This is a genomic window from Pseudomonas fluorescens (assembly GCF_000802965.1).
Taxonomy (GTDB): Bacteria; Pseudomonadota; Gammaproteobacteria; order Pseudomonadales; family Pseudomonadaceae; genus Aquipseudomonas; species Aquipseudomonas fluorescens_A.
Genome location: NZ_JSAK01000027.1, coordinates 175446 through 197262 on the forward strand (window position 1 = coordinate 175446; position 21817 = coordinate 197262).

A 21817-nucleotide genomic window follows, 5' to 3' on the forward strand; every position below is an offset into this window, starting at 1 on the left:
GTCGTGGCATATCTTGATTTTTCACATGTCCACGTTGCACCGACTGTCGCTGAAGGCGTGATAGCATTTTTACATCAAGTGATGGAGTTGGCCTGATGGATGATGAAGGGGATTTCAAGAAAGCGCGTGGTTTTCTGTTGACGTATTCCGCCTTTCTGCTGGCGATGTGGTTTTTCAAGGCAGAGCTGAAATCGTTCAATCTGCTTGGTGTGAGCCTGACACTGGAACATCACAAAGAAAGCATTTGGTTGGTGCTTGCGTTTCTGAACGCATACCTCTGGTTCCGCTGCTGGCAACGTATGCCCCATCTCGGTTTGTACTTTGATGAGCCTATGCACGATCTCTACGACGCTGCACTGGTGTGGTTGGCGGTGAGGGTCAAACGGCCAGCGCTCAGACGTTGTGCAGACGAGCAGTTCAAGTCGAAGCATGAGCCGGGCGAGCAAATGAAATTATTATCGTACGGTGGCCACGCCACGGGGCGTAGTTCTGTTGCTGAGGATCAGCGATACCACGGGGATGAAGCGCCAGAGTTACATCAGATAACCCGCGAAGGCCGCACCAAAATGCACCTTTGGGCAAATTACAAGTACACCTCAAAGGGGGAGTGGACTCCTTTCAGCGCCACTGCAAGCTACGGAGAGTACCAACCTAGTGCTGTCCTGACATGGACGGCGAAATCCTTTGCCATTGTCAAAGGTGCCTTTGTGACGCCTTGGTTCACTGACCATGTTGCTCCGCTGGTACTGGGTGCAATCAGTACGACCATCGCCCTCTGGAAATGGGTGGAAATTAACTTCCTGACGGTTGCTGCTTAACAGCGTTTCACTTCTTGCTGTGGTCGCCATAGGCATAACCCATGCGGGCAGTTTCCTGCTCGCTTTGGCGCCGGGACGAATGATCCAGAAGCTTTCACAGAGGCTGCAAACGTCCTGAAATTTGCGTTAGACGTTGCCCAGCAACTGGCTGACAGACATGCGAAGAAATGAGCGTCTAAATACCGCAAAACAGCATGACTTGAGTAGTACAACAGAGTAGTACAATCGGAAAACAAAAAAGCCCCGCAGACCTTGATCTACGGGGCTTTCATTTGTATGGCGGAGAGATAGGGATTCGAACCCTAGGTACCGGTGAAGGTACAACGGATTTCGAATCCGTCCCATTCGGCCACTCTGGCATCTCTCCAACGGCGCGCATCATAACAACACTTTTGCCGGAAGCGAACCCCCTAAGCGAAATTTTTCCGTGCTTTCAGATGCTTGCGTCGATTAAAGCGGTACGCCCAGACGATTCGCGACTTCTTCGTAGGCTTCGATGACGTCACCGAGGCCCTGACGGAAGCGGTCCTTGTCCATTTTCTTCTTGGTGGCCTTGTCCCACAGACGGCAGCCGTCCGGGCTGAATTCGTCGCCCAGGACGATAGAGCCGTCGTGGAACACGCCGAATTCCAGTTTGAAGTCGACCAGCAACAGGCCGGCGTCATCGAACAGTTTGCTCAGCACTTCGTTGACCTTGAGCGACAGTTCTTTCATACGAACCAGTTGCTCGGCGGTGCCCCAACCGAATGCCACGACGTGGGATTCGTTGATGAACGGGTCGCCCTTGGCGTCGTCCTTCAGGAACAGTTCGAAGGTGTAAGGGTTGAGCTTCATGCCCTCTTCAACACCCAGACGCTTGACCAGGCTGCCGGCGGCGTAGTTACGCACGACGCATTCAACCGGGATCATGTCCAGCTTCTTGACCAGGCACTCGTTGTCGCCCAGCAGCTTGTCGAATTGGGTCGGCACGCCGGCCGCTTCGAGTTTCTGCATGATGAAGGCGTTGAACTTGTTGTTCACCATGCCTTTGCGATCGAGCTGTTCGATGCGCTTGCCGTCGAACGCCGAGGTGTCGTTGCGAAACAGCAGGATCAAACGGTTAGCGTCGTCGGTCTTGTAAACCGACTTGGCTTTGCCGCGATAGAGTTCTTCACGTTTTTCCATGATGGGCTCCGCTTGCTAAGTAGATGGGCTAGGCGATGTGTCGCCAGTCGAGCCCTGAATCTTGATCGGCCAGTTGCAGCCAGTCCGGGTCGCACCCGAGGGTGTCGACAAAACATTGCCGGGCCAGCTGCGGCAGGTTGTTCTTGCTGCTCAGATGGGCCAGGACCAAATGTTGCAGGCCTTGCCAGCCTAACTCGGACACCAGGAATGCCGCCTGGTGGTTGTTCAAATGTCCCAGTTCACCGCCTACCCGCTGCTTCAGGAAGTACGGGTAGCGACCGCGAGCCAGCATGTCACGGCAATGGTTGGCTTCGATCATCAATGCATCGAGATCCCGATAGCCATCCAGCACCTTGTTGCAATACGAACCCAGGTCGGTCAACAGGCCGAAACGCCGTTCACCGTCACTGAAGACATATTGCGTCGGCTCCTGTGCGTCGTGGGCCACGGCAATGACACCGATGCTCAAGTTGCCGACTTGCAGTTGCTCGCCGCCGGCCAGAAAGCCTGCGGGTTCGATCGGTTTGCGCATCCCGCGCAGGGTGCCGCGACTGAGGTAGACAGGCAGATTGTAGCGCCGAGACAGCAAACCCACGCCATGCACGTGGTCGGCATGTTCGTGGGTCACGAGTATCGCGCTCAACTGCGCAGGGTTTACACCCAGGCGCAGCAGGCGTTTTTCGGTTTCCCGCAGGGAGAAACCACAATCCACCAGCACATACGTATCAGCGCTGGCTATCAGCGTGCCGTTCCCTTGGCTACCGCTGCCGAGAACGGCAAAACGCATGTGATCAGCCCAGGTTGTCCTGAATCACGCTCAACACTTTGCGCGCCACGTCAGCCGGCGCCACGGTGTTGATGTTTTTCTCGACGGTGACCTGAACGCTCTCGCCTACCTTGCTCAGGCGGACCTGATAACGCTCGGCACGGGCTTCAACTTCTTCCTTGTTCGGCGCACTGCCAAACAGGCTGCTGAAGAAACCTGGCTTGTCGTCCTTCTTCTCGGCTTTTTCCGCCAGGTTGATGTAGTACAGGCCCAGGCTGCGGTTGATATCTTCAACGCGCCATTCGCCCTGTTCCAGCGCACGACCGACGCTCGACCAGGCACGATCCAGGTCCGAACCGACGTTCAGCACAGGGTTGCCGCTGCCGTCTTCGCTCAGGCTGACACGGTTTGGCGTATCGAAATCACGGGAAGCCAGCATGGAGACCGAACCGCCCTTCTCCGAGATGCGGCTCATGCTTGCGAGCATGTCGTCAACCAGCGCAGCGTCCAGGCCAGTGTTGACCGAACGATTGGTGAAAGCGACGTCAGCGGTGCTGCCGGCAGGACGCTCGGCGGTGACCACGTAAATCTCACTGGTATTGCGCTGCACGCCCGGCTCGACACGTACCCGAGCACGGATTTCGCCGTCAGAGGCGACACCGGCCGCGCTCAGGCGCTTGGTCATCGCTGCGGACAGTTCGTCGGAATGCTGCCAGGTCGTGGTGAACTCGCCGGTTTGCGGGCGCTGCTCGTCCAGACGGAAGCCGTTGTCCTGGAAGAACTGAACGGCCACTGGCCAGGCTTCGGCCGGTGGGTTCTGCGCCAGAATCGAGCGCGAATCGCCACTTTTCTGCAGGGTGTATGGGCTCGCATCTGCGGTAGCCGTCAACGGCAGCGGCCGCGGAACGACGTATTCGCCCTTGGCGGTGTCATCAGCCACGTTGCGCGGAATCGGCAGCAGCGGATCCAGACGCTTGGCAGTGGTGATATCCGGTGGCAGTTGCATCGGTGCAGTCTGTTGCGCTTCCAGGTAATCGCTACCGCGGTCACGGAAATAACCTTCCGGGCCCCAGATCCATCCGCAGCCACTGGTGCTGGAGATAATCAAGGCAAGTGCGGAAAGTCCGGCCATTCGCTTCATGCGTTGTACTTCCTCAATTAAACCAGGACGCCGGACTGGCGCATGGCCTGTCGCAGCGGTTCGTGACATTCGGCGCTGAGCCAGGTGAGCGGCAGACGGATACCGTCCGGCATCAAGCCCATTTCATGCAGCGCCCATTTCACGGGAATAGGGTTGGATTCGATAAACAGGGTTTTATTGAGCGGCATCAGCTTTTCGTGAATGGCACGGGCCTTGTCGGCTTCACCATTCAGCGCAGCGATGCAGAGGTCTGCCATTTCGCGCGGAGCGACGTTGGCGGTGACCGAGATGTTGCCTTTGCCACCCAGCAGGATCAGCTCGACAGCCGTGGCGTCGTCCCCGGAAAGCACCAGGAAATCCTTGCTGACGCCATCGATGATGGCCTTGGCACGGCTCAGGTCGCCGGTGGCTTCCTTGATACCGATGATGTTTTTAACGGTCGACAGACGGATCACGGTCTCGGCCTGCATGTCGCAAGCGGTGCGACCTGGCACGTTGTAGAGGATCTGCGGAATGTCGACAGCTTCGGCGATTGTCTTGAAGTGCTGGTACAAGCCTTCCTGGGTCGGCTTGTTGTAGTACGGCGTGACCAGCAGGCAGGCATCGGCGCCGGCGGTCTTCGCGTTGGTGGTCAGTTCGATGGCTTCGCGGGTCGAGTTGGCGCCGGTACCGGCGATCACCGGAATGCGACCATTGACCTGTTTCACTACGCGACGGATGACTTCGATGTGTTCGCTCACATCAAGAGTCGCCGATTCACCTGTAGTGCCGACCGCCACGATGGCGTGGGTGCCGTTTTGCAGGTGAAAGTCCACCAGTTTGCTCAGGCTGTCCCAGTCGAGACGACCCTGTGCATCCATAGGTGTGACCAGTGCCACCATACTGCCCGCAATCATGCAACCGCTCCTGCCGGAAAAAGAGAGCCGTAATGGTACTGGCGCCAAGATGCTTGTACAAGCGAAGTACTGCGCTGCCGCCATTCCCCTTGGCGCTGCTTTTCGCTACCCTTCAGACTTTGATCGGTACTGACAAGCTCGTACGTCGGGTTTCAGCCTCCATTTTCGGCATCACAAGCCCCGATCCAGCGTTGCCACCCCTCGCTCCTGCCATTGTGGAGCACGTCGCAACCTGCGCCTCGGGTTTTCTGAATTCGCATCCGCAGGCTCGCCCCCGGCTAAACTGGCCGACAGAAGTATCGACCGCTCATCGCTTTAGGAATGCTGCATGTCCACCCCCACAGTTCGCGAACAATTCCTTGTCATCAGTGCCCTCGGCGCCAACCCCATGGAGCTGACTAACGTCCTGTGCCGCGCCAGCCATGAAAATCGCTGCGCCGTGGTTACTTCTCGCCTGACGCGTCATGGCGAGTGCAGTGCGTTGGTCCTCGAAATTTCCGGCAGCTGGGACGCCCTGGCGCGTCTGGAAGGCAGCCTGCCCGTGCTGGCCAAACGGCACGCATTCACTGTCAACGTGGTGCGCAGCGCCGCGCTGGAGAACCGTCCTCAGGCTCTGCCTTATGTTGCCTATGTCAGCTCGGCCTACCGCTCGGACATCATCAACGAGCTGTGTCAGTTCTTCATGGACCACAACGTCGAGCTGGAAAACCTGACCTGCGATACCTATCAGGCTCCCCAAACCGGCGGCACCATGCTCAACGCCACGTTCACCGTGACCTTGCCTGCCGGCGTGCAAATCAGCTGGTTGCGCGATCAGTTCCTGGACTTCGCCGATGCGTTGAACCTGGATGCCCTGATCGAACCATGGCGCCCACAGAACCCAATGTAAGGAAGCTTTCATGGCCGTTGCCATCGATCAACCGGTTGTCGATTTCGAAGCACCCGCCACCAGCGGGCAAACCGTTAGCCTCGCGAGCCTCAAAGGCAAGCAAGTGGTGATCTACTTCTATCCGAAGGACAGTACGCCGGGTTGCACGACACAGGGTCAGGGCTTTCGCGATCAGCTGGAAGCTTTCAAAGTGGCAAACACTGAAGTCTTCGGTGTGTCGCGTGACAGCCTGAAATCCCACGAGAACTTCAAGGCCAAGCAGGCATTTACCTTCGAGCTGATCAGCGACAAGGAAGAAGCCCTTTGCCAATTGTTCGATGTGATCAAGCTGAAGAAGCTTTATGGCAAGGAATACATGGGCGTTGATCGCAGCACGTTCCTGATCGACAAGGATGGCGTGCTGCGCCAGGAATGGCGTGGTGTGAAAGTGCCGGGACATGTTGACACTGTTTTGGCGGCGGCCCAGGCCTTGAATAAAGCCTGAGCCTTAAAAGATCGCAGCCTTCGGCAGCTCCTGCAGAAGGCTGTGATCTTTTTACACTCTAAAGCAGCGGCGCCACTATCGGTTCCTTGCGCGGCCAAGCATCGAGCACAGCCTTGAATAGCGTCGCCAGGGGAATCGCAAAAAACACCCCCCAAAAGCCCCACAACCCGCCAAACAACAGCACCGCACAAATAATCGCCACCGGATGCAGGTTGACCGCTTCCGAGAACAACAGCGGCACCAACACGTTGCCGTCCAGCGTCTGAATGATCCCGTAAACCGCCATCAAATAGATGAACTGATCGCTCCAGCCCCACTGAAACAGCGCAATCAGGAGCACCGGTACGGTCACCACCACGGCCCCGACGTAGGGCACCACCACCGACACCCCGACCAGCAACGCCAGTAGCGCCGCGTAGTTGAGTTCCAACACGACGAAAGCGATATACGTCACGCCACCGCAGATGAAAATCTCGATGACCTTGCCGCGAATGTAATTGGCGATCTGCCGGTTCATTTCATGGGCGACGCGGGTGATCAGCGCCCGCTCACGGGGCAAATATCCGCGCACCCATTCCCCGATCATTTGCCGATCCTTGAGGAAGAAAAACACCAGGATCGGCACCAACACCAGATAAATCATGATGTTCACCAGCAGCGGCAAACTCGACAGCGAGAACGTCAGCGCCCATTGGCCGAACTTGCCGATCTCGCCCCGCGCCACTTCAATGGCCTGCAGCACCTGCTCATCGGAAACCAGATGCGGATAGCGTTCAGGTAATAACAGCAGCAGCGACTGCCACTTGGCGAGCATGCCCGGCAATTCGTTGAACAGCGTGATCAATTGATGCCAGAGCAACGGCACCACGACCACGATGAACACCAGCAACAACCCCATGAACAGGGCAAAGACCAGCCCCACCGCCGCCCCACCCGGCACCCGCATGCGTTCAAGGGTCACTACCAGCCCCTGCATCAGATACGCCAGCACCATCCCTGCCAACACCGGCGCAAGCATGCCGCCCAGCGTCAACACGGCCGTGAACGCCAGGAACAGCAGGACTGCCAGAACCACGGCTTCTTCATCAGAGAAGTAGCGCTGAATCCAGTCGCGTAACACTTTGAACATCAATAATCCTTATGAACAAACGCAGCAGGTTTCAGGCTTTTTTCAACCAGTAACGGTAAACGCCCGCCTCATCTTCTTCGCGAAGCAGCGTATGACCCGCCAATCGGGCAAAGGTGCGGAAGTCACGCTGCGAACCCGCATCCGTTGCGATGACCTTGAGCACCGCACCACTGGCCAGGCGATTGAGTTCCATTTTTGCCTTGAGCAACGGCAACGGACAATTCAGGCCGCTGGCGTCCAGTTCAACGTCATGGGCTAAAGCGTCGGTCATTGCATAACTCCGGGGCGGGTGGCTGAGTTGCTTAGAATATCTGGTCGCAGCGCTGGTGTCCGGCTACAGTAAGGTCTTTGTCGACTAAGGCTTTGTGCATGACATTTTTGCGCCCTACCCTGCTGACGCTCGCTTGCCTGCTCGCCTCACCGGGCTTTGCCGACGACCTGCCGTCACTCGGCGACGCCAGCTCTGCCATTGTCTCGCCGCAACAGGAATATCAATTGGGCCGCGCATGGCTGGCGCTGTTGCGCAGCCAGGTAGCGCAGCTCAACGATCCGCAGCTCAAGGACTATGTCGAATCCAGCGTTTATCGACTGGTAGAAACCAGTCAGGTCAACGACCGGCGCCTGGAGTTCATCCTGATCAACAGCCCGCAACTCAACGCCTTTGCGGCACCGGGCGGGATTGTCGGGGTTAACGGTGGTCTGTTCCTTAACGCCCAGACCGAAGGCGAATATGCCTCGGTACTGGCGCACGAATTGGCTCACTTGTCGCAACGTCACTTTGCCCGTGGCGTTGAAGCCCAACAGCGCATGCAAGTGCCAATGATGGCCGCGCTACTGGCCGGGATCGTGATTGCAGCGGCCGGTGGTGGCGATGCCGGGATCGCCGCCATTGCGGGTACGCAGGCAGCGGCCATTCAGGAACAGCGACGGTTCTCCCGCCAGAATGAACAAGAAGCCGACCGCATCGGCATCGTCAACCTGGAAAAGGCCGGTTACGACCCGCGCTCGATGCCCACCATGTTTGAACGTTTGGGGCGTCAATACCGCTTTGATGCCAAGCCACCGGAATTCCTGCTGACTCACCCGGTCACCGAATCGCGTATTGCTGACACCCGCAACCGAGCCGAACAGGCCCCACAGGGTGGCATCGAAGACACCCTGCGCTATCAGCTGATTCGCGCACGGGTCCAACTGATCTATGAAGAAACGCCTGGGCTGGGCGCCAAACGTTTCCGCGCCCTACTGGATGAAAACCCGAAAAGCGATGTTGCTCGCTATGGCCTGGCGATCGCCCAGATCAAGGGCGGCCAACTGAACGAAGCACGGGAAAACCTCAAGTTGCTGCTGGCCAAGGCGCCAAACGAGATCATCTACAACCTCGCGCAGGTCGATCTCGACATTACCAACAACCGGCTGCCGGACGCACAAGCCCGTGTTGACCGGATGCTGACCCAGTACCCCGGCAACTACCCGCTGAACCAGGTGCGTGTCGACCTGTTGCTGAAACAGAATCGCGCCGCCGATGCTGAAAAGGCCCTCGAAGGCTTGCTCAAATCACGCCCGGACGATCCGGACGTTTGGTATCAGGTCGCAGAAACTCGCGGCCTGTCGGGCAACATCATCGGCTTGCATCAGGCGCGCGCCGAATATTTCGCGCTGGTGGGCGACTATCGTCAGGCCATCCAGCAACTGGATTTTGCCAAGCGCAAGGCGGGCAGCAACTTCCCGTTGTCGTCACGTATCGATGCCCGCCAGCGAGAGCTGATGGAGCAGGAGCGCATGATCAAGGACATGATGGGCTGATCGGCTCCTCAAACAAAAAGCAGACATAAAAAAACCGCCTCTTTCGAGGCGGTTTTTTATTTAGCCAACAACCGGACTATTCGGCCAGTTTGAAGGTGATGAAGCTGGCACGGCCTTGACGCAATACTCGCATCGACACCGAGCGATTCTTCGGCAACGACTTGGCGATATCCGTGAATTGTTTGGTGGATTCGATCGCCTGATTGTTCAGGTGAGTGATCACATCACCAGGCTGCAAGCCGATCATCGAAGCAGGACCGTCCTGAACTTCCTTGATCACCACGCCACCTTTGAGGTCGTAGGTTTTCTTTTGCTCTTCGGTCAGCTCCGCCACGGAAACACCCAGGCGATTGCTGCTGCGCTCGGCACTGGATTTTGGCAAGGAGTCCAGCTCTTTGCCTTCTTCCGGAATAGCGCCGACCGTCAGCTCGACATTCTGACGTTTACCTTCACGAATCACTTCCAGATTGGCTTTCGAGCCAGCCTTCAATGCGCCCACAAGGTGCGGCAGGTCAGCGGACATGACGATCGGTTGACCGTTCATGGTCAGAATCACGTCACCGACTTGCAGCCCGCCCTTGGCAGCCGGACCGTCATCCTGGATCTGCGCGACCAGCGCGCCCGCCGGTTTTTCCAGACCGAACGACTCGGCCAGATCCTTGTTAACTTCCTGGATCACGACACCCAACCAGCCACGGCTGACTTTTCCACCACTTTTCAGCTGATTGGAAACGTCCATGGCCACGTCGATAGGAATCGCGAACGATACGCCCATGAAACCACCGGAACGGGTGTAGATCTGCGAGTTGATCCCCACCACTTCGCCATTCAGGTTAAACAGCGGACCGCCGGAGTTGCCCGGGTTAATCGGCACGTCGGTCTGGATGAACGGCACATAGTTTTCGTTCGGCAGGCTGCGACCGACGGCACTGACGATGCCTTGGGTCACCGTGTGGTCAAAGCCGAATGGCGACCCGATTGCTACGACCCACTGGCCAGCTTTCAGATCCTGGGATTTGCCGAGCTTCAACACCGGTAGATCCTTGCCTTCGATTTTCAGCAGTGCGACGTCGGAACGCGGGTCGGTGCCCACCAGCTTCGCTTTCATTTCGCTGCGATCGGCCAGACGCACGAGAATTTCGTCGGCATCGGCGATCACATGGTTATTGGTCAAGATGTAGCCATCAGACGAGATGATGAAACCTGAACCCAGGGAGGTTGCTTCACGCTGACGATCACCGCGAGGCGAGCGTTGTTGCGGCGGCATGCCCCGTTCGAAGAACTCGCGCAGCATCGGCGGCAAACCTTCGAGATCAGGCATCTGCTCGCTGACTTTACGGTCCGGCAGTTTTTGCGTGGTACTGATGTTGACCACCGCAGGCGATGCCTGCTCGACCAACTGAGTGAAGTCAGGCAATTCGACCGCTTGAACAGCGACCGCCTGACCGAGCACGAACACGGTGGCAAGAATGGAGAGGTAAGATTTCAAGCGTGGTATCGACATACGGCTCCCGTTACGACGAGCATGGTTAAGCGATATGGATCAAGGAACACCGGGAAAGATACGCCGGTATTTTTGTTCCGGGAACAACAAACAAGGCCAGAGCCGAGGGGCTCTGACCTATAAAAAATTTTGGGGATTTTTGCAAACTGAAATGCTCACGAAACATTTCGACTGGAGCTCACTGCGTGGTTGCAGCGGCATTATTACGCATGGAGAGCGCAATTCGTTCAGCGGTGCCTGCCGGAATTTCGCCGACCACCGTGACCATCATTTCACCTTGCGGTGTGGTCAAGCGCCGGGAGACAGCTACGGTTGGCCCCAACTGAGTGCGGGTATCGGTGACGGAGGCACCGTTCAAAGGCTCCAGGAACACCGAAAACCGAGCCAGACCATCGTCATACATCAAGCTGTTGACCTGGGTTTTGGTCTCTGGATCCTTGCGTGCCGTACTGCTGGTCAGCTCGAAACCGGGTGGGAGCCAGTCCGAATGCCAAACCTGAGCGGTTTTGACCGCAGAAGCCTTGTCACTTTCTAGGTTGACCGCCTTGCAATCGGCGCCGGGCTGCAAGCTGGCATCAGAAGGAACGTTTGCGGTATCCAGTTGCGTGAACTGGAATCGCTCCAGCAATTGCCCTTTGTCATTCAGCAGCAACGACTTGAGAGGCAGGCCGGTTTCTTTATCCAGATGCAGCTCAAACCCGTAGCGGTGTTGGTCACGAGGGGTTAGCGAAACGATCACTGCAGGTCGACCAGCCACACGCGACTTGCCAATAACGGCAAGGTCATACCAATTCTTGAGCTTTTGCGGATCAAGTGCACGTGCCGAGGAGCTGGGAGAATCGCCAAGCCCCGCGATCAGAATGCCGCTGACGCATTGAGTATGCCCATCAACGCGTACGACTTCCTGTGCTGAGCCATCGAGCTGGAGTAAACGCTCGCGGACCTTGCCATCCTGGACACGGTGCCAGATGTTATGGGTAGAAAAACTACCGTTACGCTCGTAGACGAAGGTACCAAAAAAGCTTTGCTGTTGCTCGGCCTTGCCCAGACGGGTCAACCAGTCCTGGGCTTCGTCGGCGTGGGCTGGAACAACGAACCAGCCACTGAGCAGAAGCGTAAGTAGAGGTATGGCGCGCATGATCCTCCTTAACGGTTTTCCAGGCTTGCTGCACGAGCGTAAGGCAGAGCGCTCTCAGTACCTTTCAGTGCAGCCTGTTGAGCATGTTGGCGCAAGTAACCTGGCAGACGCTGATCGTGCCAGCCTGGCTGACCTTGCAAAACGCCGTTGGCCATAGGACCAGTGGCTTCCGAACTCTCATTGTAGCCTGCCAAAACAGCCGGGCCTTTAACTTGAGGAGCCGCCAGATTTTGTTGGCTGGATTGCTGTGCCAATTCGACACCAGCGATCTCGTCCTGGTTGTACAGACGAACACCTGCCAGTACGGCAACCGTTACCGAAGCAGCCACCGCCAGACGACCCAAGCTACGCCATGGACCACGGGAGACTTTTGCCGGCACAGCTTCGTCAGCCAGAGCCGCAGAGACTGCCGCTGCGATATCCAGACGTGGAAGCAACAGATCCTTGTGCATCACTGCCCGAGCGATTTGATAACGAGCCCAGGTTTCACGGGTTTCAACATCGTCGCAGGCACTCAGTACCCGACGCAGTTCCAATTCGTCCGCTTCGTTATCCATCACTGCGGACAGCGATTCCTGCAGGGCTTCACGACTCATGGCGTTCCTCTCTTGGCTGTCGCCGCTGTCTCTAGTTTTCCTGCAACAACGGCTGCAGGGCTTTATCGATGGCCTCCCGGGCGCGGAAGATCCGGGAGCGCACGGTGCCAACCGGACATTGCATGACGCTCGCAATGTCCTCGTAACTCAGACCATCGAATTCACGTAAAGTTAACGCCGTACGCAAATCTTCTGGCAGTTGCTGAATGGTTCGATGGACGGTGCCTTCGATCTCATCCCGCAGCAAAGCTCGTTCTGGCGACTCGAGATCCTTGAGGCCATGATCGCCATCGTAGAACTCTGCATCCTCGGAACTGACATCGCTATCCGGCGGCCGACGGCCGCGTGAAACCAGATAGTTTTTCGCCGTGTTGATGGCGATACGGTAAAGCCACGTATAAAACGCGCTGTCTCCGCGAAAATTTCCAAGCGCGCGGTACGCCTTGATAAAGGCTTCCTGCGCCACGTCCTGGGCTTCATGGGTGTCGTGCACGAAACGCACGATCAACCCGAGAATTTTGTGCTGGTATTTCAGCACTAGCAGATCGAAAGCACGCTTGTCGCCGCGCTGCACGCGTTCGACCAGTTGCTGATCCTCTTCCTGGGTTAGCATGAACACTCCTCGATAAGCTCGGAGGAGGCTTGCATAACTAAACGACCGGACTTGCAAACATAGACTCGGGCTTTTCGCAAAAGTTCTCCCCCTCCAGGCAAGTTTCCTGCGGGCTCTGATTCGGCACGCACGAAAAGCGCAGCGCGAGATGACTCGGCTGCGCGAATAATCTTGTCATCAGATTCGCTGATAGGATCCAACCGCAGATCCTGCCTGAACCCGACACTGTTCCTTGACTCAGGCAACCGTCTATTGATCTTGGGCCTTTGGCAAAAGTTCCAAATATTTATAGCTGCCTGAAACCGACATTGTGCAACCTTGAATAGAAAAAGACTGTTAAATCCACGATACAGTCTCCTGGTCACCGAAACGGCCGAAAAAACATCCGACGAAGCGTCAGATGTTTTCTGTCACGGTAGTTTCACAATGCCATATGGGCTCGGGTATTGTGCCGCTCCCCCCCTCTATATACTAGTGGGCTGTGCGGTTGCCGGACTCGCCCTGTCCAGATGTCTGGCGCCTACCCCGACCCGGGTCGCTTTGAGCGGAATCCTGAAATGAGCCAACAGTTTCAACACGATGTTCTGGTAATCGGCAGCGGCGCTGCAGGCTTGAGCCTTGCGCTGACCTTGCCCGGTCATTTGCGTATCGCCGTATTGAGCAAAGGCGACCTCGCCAACGGCTCGACTTTCTGGGCCCAGGGCGGTGTCGCTGCCGTCCTGGATGACACCGACACCGTCGAATCCCACGTCGATGACACCCTCAATGCCGGCGGCGGCCTGTGCCACGAAGACGCGGTGCGCTTTACCGTAGAGCACAGTAAAGAGGCGATTCAGTGGCTGATCGACCAGGGCGTTCCGTTTACCCGCGATGAACAGTCCGGCACCGAAGACGGTGGATTCGAGTTTCACCTGACCCGCGAGGGCGGTCACAGCCATCGCCGCATCATCCATGCCGCCGATGCCACCGGCGCTGCTATTTTCAGAACGCTGCTCGATCAGGCCAAACTGCGGCCGAACATCGAGCTGCTGGAACAGCGAGTCGCGGTCGACCTGATTACCGAAAAGCGCTTGGGGCTGGAAGGCGATCGCTGCCTCGGCGCCTATGTACTCAATCGCGGCACCGGCGAAGTCGATACCTACGGCGCCCGCTTTGTGATTCTTGCGTCCGGCGGCGCGGCCAAGGTCTACCTCTATACCAGCAACCCGGATGGCGCCTGCGGTGACGGCATCGCCATGGCCTGGCGTTCGGGTTGCCGGGTGGCGAACCTGGAGTTCAACCAGTTTCACCCCACCTGCCTGTATCACCCGCAAGCCAAGAGCTTCCTGATTACCGAAGCCCTGCGCGGCGAAGGTGCACACCTGAAGCTGCCCAATGGCGAGCGCTTCATGCAGCGCTTCGACCCGAGGGCAGAACTGGCCCCCCGGGACATCGTCGCCCGCGCCATCGACCATGAAATGAAGCGACTGGGCGTCGATTGCGTCTATCTGGACATCAGCCACAAATCCGAAGAGTTCATCAAGACGCACTTCCCGACGGTGTATGAACGCTGCCTCGAGTTTTCCATCGACATCACCAAGCAGCCGATCCCGGTGGTTCCGGCGGCGCACTACACCTGTGGCGGCGTGATGGTCGATCAGCAGGGTCGCACCGACGTGCCGGGGCTGTACGCCATCGGTGAAACCAGCTTCACCGGCCTGCACGGCGCCAACCGCATGGCCAGCAACTCATTGCTGGAGTGCTTCGTTTACGCGCGCTCGGCGGCGGCGGACATCGTGGAGCAATTGCCACAGGTTTCAGCGCCTGTCGACCTGCCCGTCTGGGATGCGAGCCAGGTGACCGACTCCGATGAAGACGTGATCATTGCGCACAACTGGGATGAACTGCGCCGCTTCATGTGGGACTACGTGGGTATCGTGCGCACCAACAAGCGCCTGCAACGAGCCCAGCACCGAGTGCGCTTGTTGCTCGACGAAATCGACGAGTTCTACAGTAACTACAAGGTCAGCCGGGATTTGATCGAACTGCGCAACCTGGCTCAAGTGGCCGAGTTGATGATCCGCTCAGCGATGGAGCGCAAGGAGAGTCGTGGCCTGCATTACACCCTCGATTATCCGAAAATGCTGCCGGTAGCCCTGGACACTATTCTGGTGCCGTCCACCTACGCCGACTGAACTTGAGCCGGACCCGCATGCGTCGGTGAACATCCGCCGCCTGCGAATCCCGGGGCACGCAAATGGCCCTGACCCGACGCTCGCCACGCAAACGAAAACGCAGCACCACGATCAATGGCAGCGCCAGGCTGTCAGGGCGCAACTGCGCCGGTTGCCATCCCCCAGCCCGACTCCATAACTGCCAGCCATCGGTGTCGCGGCGCAAACCGCAAAACGCCTGCGGGTGCGTCAGCATGATCTGACGAGGCACCGCCCAAACGCCATGCAGCAGGCAGCAACCAGCGCCGAGCAGACTGGCCCAAAGCGGTATGGATAGAAGAAACAGCGCACCCAGCGCGAACAGCTGGGCCAGCAGATACGCCGCCAGCAACTGCCGTGAGGCATGCCAGCGGTATTCGCAACCCTCACTTGGGCTGGACACGATCCAGAATCATGCGAACCATGCGTTGAAGTTCCGGATCTTCCGATTCGGCACGTTCCATGAACCAGCCGAACATGTCCTGATCTTCGCATTCGAGCAATCGGACGTATAAGTCGCGATCAAGCTGGTTGAGGTGCGGGTAGACCTCTTTCACAAACGGCACCAGCAACACGTCAAGCTCAAGCATGCCGCGGCGGCTGTGCCAGTAGAGGCGGTTCAGTTCAACATCTTCGACCATGGAGCGCTCCTCAAATAGGCCGCAAGTATACAGCCCCGCGCCTCGTCGAACAGTCGGCTTTGGTCGGGCACATGTGATCCTTTGTGAACTACCCATTTCAAGGGCACACCCTTATCATGTCCGCCAGACTCTTTACCCTGCGATGACCCATGGCCGATTCTGCTTTTTTCTGCACGCTGTCTCATGAAGGTGTTCTGGCGGTCCGCGGTGCGGACGCCGGCAAGTTCCTGCAAGGCCAGTTGACCTGCAACCTCAATTACCTGAGCGATACCCAGGCCAGCCTCGGCGCGCGCTGCACACAGAAGGGCCGGATGCAGTCGAGCTTCCGCATTCTGCTCGAAGGCGATGGCGTGCTCATGGCCATGGCCAGCGAGCTGCTGGAACCGCAGCTGGCAGACCTGAAAAAATACGCCGTGTTCTCCAAGTCCAAACTGACCGATGAAAGCACTGCCTGGGTCCGCTTCGGCATCGACCATGGTGACGCTGCGCTGAACAGCCTCGGCCTGGATCTGCCGGCAGAAATCGACAGCGTAGTGCGCAACGACAGGCTGATCGCTGTTCGTGTTTCGCCTGATCGCGCCGAGCTGTGGGTCACTGCCGATCAGGCCGCAGACATCAAGGGCAAGCTGTCCGCCCTGTTGGCCGAAGGCGATCTGAATCAATGGCTGCTGGGTCAGATCCGCGCAGGGATCGGCCAGGTCATGCCGAACACTCGCGAGCTGTTCATCCCGCAGATGCTCAACCTGCAAGCCGTGGGTGGCGTGAGTTTCAAAAAAGGCTGCTACACCGGCCAGGAAATCGTCGCGCGGATGCAGTACCTGGGCAAACTCAAGCGTCGTTTGTATCGCCTGCAACTGGATGCCAGCGAACTGCCTGAACCCGGCACTCAGCTGTTTTCCCCGAGCCACGGCAGCTCAATCGGTGAGGTGGTACTGGCCGCCCGCGCCGAGCAAAACATTGAACTGCTGGCCGTATTGCAAGCCGAAGCTGCAGAGGCAGGCGACATTCACGTCGGCGCGCTCGACGGCCCTGCCCTGCACTTGCTCGACCTGCCTTACCAATTGGACCGCGACCGCGAGATCCAGCGCTGACAGCAGTACATTTTTGCGACACCTAGAGAAATTAAATGAGTGAGCTGGCGGAAAAGGTCCAACAGGATTTGGTTGAGGCCATCGATAACGATGACCTGGTTCTGCCCACATTACCGGAAGTGGCTTTGCAGATTCGCAAGGCCGCTGAAGATCCGGAAATCAGTATCAGCACCCTGAGCAAAGTGATCGGCCGCGATGCCGCGCTGTCGGCGCGCCTGATCAAAGTGGTCAACAGCCCCTTGCTGCGCGCGACTCAGGAAGTGACCGAACTGCACACAGCAATCACCCGCCTGGGCATCAACTACAGCAGCAACCTGGCGATCGGCCTGGTCATGGAACAAATCTTCCATGCCCGTTCCGAAGTGGTTGAACAGAAAATGCGCGAAGTCTGGCGCAAAAGCCTCGAGATCGCCGGCGTCAGTTATGCGCTCTGCCGCAACTACACCCAACTCAAGCCCGATCAAGCGGCGCTCGGCGGGTTGGTGCATCAGATTGGCGTACTACCGATCCTGACCTATGCCGAAGACCACTATGAGCTGCTGTCCGACCCGGTCAGTCTCAATCACGTGATCGATCAGATTCACCCGATCCTCGGCGACAAACTGCTCAGGGTCTGGGAGTTTCCGGACCTGCTGGTGCAGGTGCCGCGGCTGTACCTGAACTTCAAGCGAGAGTCCGCGCAGGTCGACTATGTTGATCTGGTGCAAGTGGCCAGCCTGTACTGCCATAAAGACACCGACCACCCGATTTCACGCATTGACCCTTTCAGCGTGCCGTCCTTCAAAAAGCTTGGAATCGATCCTGACAACAAGGCGATGTGTGCCGATCTGGAAGAAACCCGGTCGATGTTTTACTGAGCCTGAGCCAATCCCTGTGGCGAGGGAGCTTGCTCCCGCTCGGCTGCGCAGCAGTCGCAACATTGCCGCATGAGTTTTATCTGGCATACCGAGAGCATGAGTCGGGGCCGCTTCGCAGCCCCGCGGGAGCAAGCTCCCTTGCCACAAAAAGCGCTGATCACTCCCCGGCAATAAAACTCACCCGCACCTTCAACCCCGCATGTTCGCCGTCATGCAGGCTGATCTGCGCCAGGTGCGCGCGGCAAATCTCGCCGACAATCGCCAGCCCCAAACCGGTTCCGGCCACTTGCTGGTTGCGCCGGTAGAAGCGTTCGAACACCCGATCACGCTCATCAACTGGAATCCCCGGACCATCGTCCTCGACCTCCAGCACCGCCGGTGCCGAGACCCGCAGAATGACGTTGCCGCCCGGAGGCGTATGGGCCAGTGCGTTGTCCACCAGATTGCTCAGCAGTTCGTTGAGCAAGGTCGGCTCGCCGCGCATCCACACCGGTTCATCCGCTTCCAGCGCCAACGCCACGCCGCGCTTATAGGCCAGCGGCGCCATGGCCATGCCCAATTCCCGCGCCAGTTGACTCAGATCGAGCAATTGAGCGCCGCCCTCGGCAATCGCCCGGGCGCCATTTTCGACACGCGCGAGCGAGAGCAATTGATTGGCCAGATGAGTCAAGCGATCGGTGCCTTGGGCGGCGGTTTCCAGCGTGTCGCGCCAGGTTTGCGGTTCGGTTGAGCGCAAGCCCAGTTCGAGACGCGCCTTGAGCGCGGCCAACGGAGTGCGCAGTTCGTGGGCCGCATCGGCGATGAATTGCGCCTGACGCTCGAACTGCCCGCGCAGGCGTTCGGTAAAGTGATTGAGCGCGCTTACCAGCGGCCATAATTCGTGCTGCACTTCCACCAAGGGCAATGGCCGCAGGTCATCCGGCTGACGTTCTTCCACCGCTGTGCGCAAGCGCTCCAATGGGCGCAGTGCCGCGCTGACCGCAAACCACACCATCATCAGTGCCCCGACCGCCAGCATGCCCAGTCGCAACAACGTATCTGCTGCCAGGCTGCGGGCCATGCTGACGCGCGCCTCATCGGTCTCCGCCACGCGGATTTCCGCCATGCCGTTCATGTTCGGTTCGCTGACCGCTTTGAGCAGACTGACCACGCGGACGTTCTGCCCCCGATAAGTCGCGTTATAGAACCGCGCCAGCGCCGGATAATCATCAGTGCGCGGCGTCCCCGGGGGTGGGCCCGGCAGGTTTTCGTATCCCGAAATCAGCTTCTGGTTGATATCATTGACCAGGTAAAAAATCCGCCCGGCGCTGTCGTAGGCGAAGGTATCGAGGGCCACGTAGGGCACGTCGAGGCTGAGGCTGCCGTCGCGTTCGGAAAGGCCCGCCGCGATGGTCCGCGCCGAAGCGAGCAAAGTTCGGTCATAGGCCGTGTCAGCCGCTTCGCGACCGTTCCAGTACGCGCTCAAACCACTCGCCAGCATCAGCACCACCAGCAACAGCGCGAGGTTCCATAGCAACCGCCAGCGCAGGCTGCTGGGCTTATGCATCGCGGCTTTCCAGCAAGTAGCCGAGGCCGCGGAAGGTCACGATGGCGACAGGTTGACCGTCGAGTTTCTTGCGCAAGCGGTGCACGTAGATTTCGATGGCATCGGGGCTGGCTTCTTCGTCGAGGCCGAAGACCTGGGAGGCCAGTTGTTCCTTGCTCATCACCCGACCTGGACGGGCGATCAACGCTTCGAGCACGGCCTGCTCGCGGGAGGTCAGGGTCAGCAATTCTTCGCCGAGGGTGAAGCGCCGAGTGTCCAGGTCATAGGCCAGCACGCCACAGCGCTGCATGCGTTCACCGCCCAACACGCTGCGGCGCAGCAAGGCTTTCACCCGGGCTTCGAGTTCGGTGAGTTCGAACGGCTTGGCCAGGTAATCGTCGGCGCCGAGGTTCAGGCCATGGACCCGATCCTTGACGTCACTGCGCGCGGTCAACATCAACACCGGCAGGTTTTTGCCCCGTGCGCGCAAGCGCGCCAGCACTTCGAAACCATCCATGCGCGGCAGGCCCACATCGAGGATCGCCATGGCGTATTCCTCGCTGCCCAGCGCCAGGTCGGCGGCCACGCCGTCGTGCAGCACATCCACGGTCAGGCCGGTGCTCTTGAGCGCCTGGGCGACGCTTTCAGCGAGCTGCAGATGGTCTTCGACGAGCAGGACACGCATGGATCTTTACCTCATTCAGGGATGGTCGACGCCATTCTTTGGCGCGGAGTTTACAGCGGCATCCGTTGCTGTGAAGCCCGAAAAACCGTGAAAGCCCGATGAAAGGTTAGCGAAAGGTTCGACCGTTAGAGTCGATGCACGGATGGTTTCAATCGCAGCCATCGATCCTGCTTTGAAATGTAGCTCCCGAAAAACGCCTCGATGCGTTTTCGCCAATAAGAACAATAACGAGGTACTTCGTCATGCTGTCCACCCAGCCCCAGATTTGCCCGCCCCGCCACTTTTCCCGCTCCCCATCGTTTACGCTTGCCGGCGCCGTTATCGGCTGCGCGAAGCGAAACCGCCGCACCTGAAACATCCCCTATAACAACAACTCCCGTGGAGAAAAAAATGAATCGATCACTGCGCCGTTTCGCCCTCGCCGCCAGCTGCATGCTGTTTGCCGGCCAACTGATGGCCGAGCCTAAACGCCCGGAATGCATCGCACCGGCCTCCCCGGGTGGTGGTTTCGACCTGACCTGCAAGCTGGCGCAAAGCGCGCTGCTCAACGAAAAACTGCTGACCAAGCCGATGCGCGTGACCTATATGCCCGGCGGTGTTGGCGCCGTGGCCTACAACGCGGTGGTCGCCCAGCGTCCGGCCGATGCTGGCACGCTGGTGGCCTGGTCCAGCGGTTCGCTGCTGAACCTGGCCCAAGGCAAGTTCGGTCGCTTCGATGAAACCAACGTGCGCTGGCTCGCTGCCGTCGGGACCAGCTACGGCGCCATCGCAGTGAAAAGCGATTCGCCCTACAAGACCCTCGACGATCTGGTACAGGCGTTGAAGAAAGATCCGAGCAAAGTGGTGATCGGTTCCGGCGGCACCGTCGGCAGCCAGGACTGGATGCAAACCGCCCTGATCGCCAAGGCCGCCGGGATCAACCCGCGTGACCTGCGTTACGTCGCACTCGAAGGCGGCGGCGAAATCGCCACGGCCCTGCTCGGCGGCCACATTCAGGTTGGCAGCACCGACATTTCCGACTCCATGCCGCACATCCAGAGCGGCGACATGCGCCTGCTGGCGGTGTTCTCCGAGAAGCGTCTGGACGAGCCGGAAATGAAAGACATCCCGACCGCCAAAGAGCAAGGCTACGACATCGTCTGGCCAGTGGTTCGCGGTTTCTACCTCGGGCCGAAAGTCAGCGATGAAGACTACGCCTGGTGGAAAGACTCCTTCGACAAACTGCTGGCTTCGCCTGAGTTCGCCAAGCTGCGTGATCAGCGTGAGCTGTTCCCGTTCGCCATGACCGGCCCGGAACTGGACACCTACGTGAAGAAGCAGGTTGCGGACTACAAAGTGCTGGCCAAAGAGTTCGGCCTGATCCAGTGATCGCCTCTGTCTAGCGGCTGCGGCTCCGTTTGGCGGGGTCGCGGCACAGGAGTTCCTCATGCTCTTACAACGCATTTTTGCTTCGGTGCTGTTGCTGGCCTGCCTCAGCCTGGTGGCGATGGCCATACCTTACCAGGCGCCTTTTTCCTACGAACCTATCGGCCCGCGTGCCTTTCCCCTGTTGATGCTGGGGCTGATGGGCCTCGCGCTGGTGTACATGGTGTTTCGCCCTTCGCCGATCAAGCACACCGATGAAGATCCACCGATGGATCGTGAAACCCTGACCAAAATCGGTGTGTGCGTCCTGTTGTTGCTGGTTTTTGCCGGGCTGTTCGAACCGCTGGGCTTCATCCTCAGCAGCATGCTGGTTGGCATTCCGATGGCGCGCCTGTACGGCGGGCGCTGGTTGCCGGGCGTCGTGATCATCAGCCTGATGAGCGTCGGCCTGTACCTGCTGTTCGACAAAGTCATGGACGTGCCACTGCCTCTGGGCCTGCTCGACGTTCTGGAGAACTGA

General features: G+C 58.5%; 23 protein-coding genes and 1 tRNA gene. 9 read left to right on the top strand and 15 right to left on the bottom strand.

The features are described from left to right. Nucleotides 1-95 precede the first annotated feature (95 nt). On the top strand, nt 96-818 hold the full coding sequence (locus NL64_RS21420) for a hypothetical protein (protein ID WP_034150051.1): 723 nt from the start codon (nt 96-98) through the stop codon (nt 816-818). A 277-nt stretch (nt 819-1095) separates the two neighbouring features. Here the strand turns inward: NL64_RS21420 and NL64_RS21425 are convergent. The 5 genes from NL64_RS21425 to dapA all read right to left on the bottom strand — a co-directional run bounded on the left by NL64_RS21425 (nt 1096) and on the right by dapA (nt 4785). Beyond that, nucleotides 1096-1185, bottom strand: a tRNA-Ser gene (locus NL64_RS21425). 83 nt (nt 1186-1268) lie between these two features. Further along, nucleotides 1269-1982, bottom strand: coding sequence for a phosphoribosylaminoimidazolesuccinocarboxamide synthase (purC, locus tag NL64_RS21430; protein WP_034150052.1), 714 nt, complete (start codon nt 1980-1982; stop codon nt 1269-1271). A 28-nt stretch (nt 1983-2010) separates the two neighbouring features. Further along, nucleotides 2011-2769, bottom strand: a complete 759-nt coding sequence (locus NL64_RS21435; protein ID WP_034150053.1) for an MBL fold metallo-hydrolase — start codon at nt 2767-2769, stop codon at nt 2011-2013. Between the two features lie 4 nt (nt 2770-2773). Then, nucleotides 2774-3889 (bottom strand): outer membrane protein assembly factor BamC, encoded by a 1116-nt coding sequence (gene bamC / locus NL64_RS21440; protein ID WP_034150054.1) that lies wholly within the window; start codon nt 3887-3889, stop codon nt 2774-2776. Nucleotides 3890-3906: 17 nt separating this feature from the next. Continuing rightward, entirely contained in the window at nt 3907-4785 is an 879-nt protein-coding gene (dapA, locus tag NL64_RS21445; protein WP_034150055.1) for a 4-hydroxy-tetrahydrodipicolinate synthase, read from the bottom strand. Nucleotides 4786-5113: 328 nt separating this feature from the next. Between dapA and NL64_RS21450 the strand changes: the two genes are divergently transcribed. Together NL64_RS21450 and NL64_RS21455 are read left to right on the top strand one after the other, a co-directional pair. After that, a complete protein-coding gene (locus tag NL64_RS21450; RefSeq protein WP_007979776.1) occupies nt 5114-5674 on the top strand; it encodes a glycine cleavage system protein R in 561 nt (186 codons plus the stop codon). Nucleotides 5675-5684: 10 nt separating this feature from the next. Further along, complete coding sequence (locus NL64_RS21455) at nt 5685-6158, top strand: peroxiredoxin (RefSeq protein WP_034150056.1); 474 nt, start codon at nt 5685-5687, stop codon at nt 6156-6158. Between the two features lie 58 nt (nt 6159-6216). On the opposite strand, the gene NL64_RS21460 is transcribed toward NL64_RS21455, so the two are convergent. Both NL64_RS21460 and NL64_RS21465 read right to left on the bottom strand, forming a co-directional pair. Beyond that, nucleotides 6217-7287, bottom strand: coding sequence for an AI-2E family transporter (locus tag NL64_RS21460; protein WP_034150057.1), 1071 nt, complete (start codon nt 7285-7287; stop codon nt 6217-6219). A 31-nt stretch (nt 7288-7318) separates the two neighbouring features. Then, nucleotides 7319-7558, bottom strand: coding sequence for a sulfurtransferase TusA family protein (locus NL64_RS21465; RefSeq protein WP_034150058.1), 240 nt, complete (start codon nt 7556-7558; stop codon nt 7319-7321). 98 nt (nt 7559-7656) lie between these two features. Between NL64_RS21465 and NL64_RS21470 the strand changes: the two genes are divergently transcribed. Then, a complete protein-coding gene (locus NL64_RS21470) occupies nt 7657-9090 on the top strand; it encodes a M48 family metalloprotease (protein ID WP_034150059.1) in 1434 nt (477 codons plus the stop codon). A gap of 76 nt (nt 9091-9166) precedes the next feature. On the opposite strand, the gene NL64_RS21475 is transcribed toward NL64_RS21470, so the two are convergent. The 4 genes from NL64_RS21475 to rpoE form a co-directional block, all read right to left on the bottom strand. Next, a complete protein-coding gene (locus tag NL64_RS21475; RefSeq protein ID WP_034150060.1) occupies nt 9167-10594 on the bottom strand; it encodes a DegQ family serine endoprotease in 1428 nt (475 codons plus the stop codon). 178 nt (nt 10595-10772) lie between these two features. Further along, a complete protein-coding gene (locus NL64_RS21480) occupies nt 10773-11732 on the bottom strand; it encodes a MucB/RseB C-terminal domain-containing protein (protein WP_034150061.1) in 960 nt (319 codons plus the stop codon). A gap of 8 nt (nt 11733-11740) precedes the next feature. After that, nucleotides 11741-12328 (bottom strand): sigma-E factor negative regulatory protein, encoded by a 588-nt coding sequence (locus tag NL64_RS21485; protein WP_034150062.1) that lies wholly within the window; start codon nt 12326-12328, stop codon nt 11741-11743. A gap of 31 nt (nt 12329-12359) precedes the next feature. Beyond that, the gene (rpoE, locus tag NL64_RS21490) at nt 12360-12941 is read right to left on the bottom strand and encodes an RNA polymerase sigma factor RpoE (protein WP_003172477.1); all 582 of its coding nucleotides are present in this window, start codon (nt 12939-12941) and stop codon (nt 12360-12362) included. A gap of 557 nt (nt 12942-13498) precedes the next feature. Between rpoE and nadB the strand changes: the two genes are divergently transcribed. Beyond that, nucleotides 13499-15115: an L-aspartate oxidase gene (gene nadB / locus NL64_RS21495; protein ID WP_034150063.1), complete on the top strand. Its 1617-nt coding sequence runs from the start codon at nt 13499-13501 to the stop codon at nt 15113-15115. Here nadB and NL64_RS21500 read toward each other — a convergent pair. Both NL64_RS21500 and NL64_RS21505 read right to left on the bottom strand, forming a co-directional pair. Next, on the bottom strand, nt 15084-15536 hold the full coding sequence (locus tag NL64_RS21500) for a protein YgfX (RefSeq protein ID WP_034150064.1): 453 nt from the start codon (nt 15534-15536) through the stop codon (nt 15084-15086). The genes nadB and NL64_RS21500 overlap by 32 nt on opposite strands. Then, a complete protein-coding gene (locus tag NL64_RS21505; RefSeq protein ID WP_034150065.1) occupies nt 15520-15774 on the bottom strand; it encodes a succinate dehydrogenase assembly factor 2 in 255 nt (84 codons plus the stop codon). The genes NL64_RS21500 and NL64_RS21505 overlap by 17 nt, the downstream gene beginning before the upstream one ends. A gap of 149 nt (nt 15775-15923) precedes the next feature. Here NL64_RS21505 and ygfZ point away from each other — a divergent pair, with 149 nt between their 5' ends. Continuing rightward, complete coding sequence (gene ygfZ, locus NL64_RS21510; protein ID WP_034150066.1) at nt 15924-16865, top strand: CAF17-like 4Fe-4S cluster assembly/insertion protein YgfZ; 942 nt, start codon at nt 15924-15926, stop codon at nt 16863-16865. Nucleotides 16866-16900: 35 nt separating this feature from the next. Next, complete coding sequence (locus tag NL64_RS21515; protein ID WP_034150067.1) at nt 16901-17722, top strand: HDOD domain-containing protein; 822 nt, start codon at nt 16901-16903, stop codon at nt 17720-17722. 157 nt (nt 17723-17879) lie between these two features. On the opposite strand, the gene NL64_RS21520 is transcribed toward NL64_RS21515, so the two are convergent. Next, nucleotides 17880-19268, bottom strand: a complete 1389-nt coding sequence (locus NL64_RS21520; RefSeq protein ID WP_034150068.1) for a sensor histidine kinase — start codon at nt 19266-19268, stop codon at nt 17880-17882. Next, nucleotides 19261-19932 (bottom strand): response regulator, encoded by a 672-nt coding sequence (locus NL64_RS21525; RefSeq protein WP_034150069.1) that lies wholly within the window; start codon nt 19930-19932, stop codon nt 19261-19263. Before NL64_RS21525 ends, NL64_RS21520 begins: the two co-directional genes overlap by 8 nt. A gap of 390 nt (nt 19933-20322) precedes the next feature. On the opposite strand from NL64_RS21525, the gene NL64_RS21535 reads away from it, so the two are divergent. Both NL64_RS21535 and NL64_RS21540 read left to right on the top strand, forming a co-directional pair. Then, nucleotides 20323-21300, top strand: coding sequence for a Bug family tripartite tricarboxylate transporter substrate binding protein (locus tag NL64_RS21535; protein WP_034150071.1), 978 nt, complete (start codon nt 20323-20325; stop codon nt 21298-21300). 58 nt (nt 21301-21358) lie between these two features. Next, on the top strand, nt 21359-21817 hold the full coding sequence (locus NL64_RS21540) for a tripartite tricarboxylate transporter TctB family protein (protein WP_034150072.1): 459 nt from the start codon (nt 21359-21361) through the stop codon (nt 21815-21817).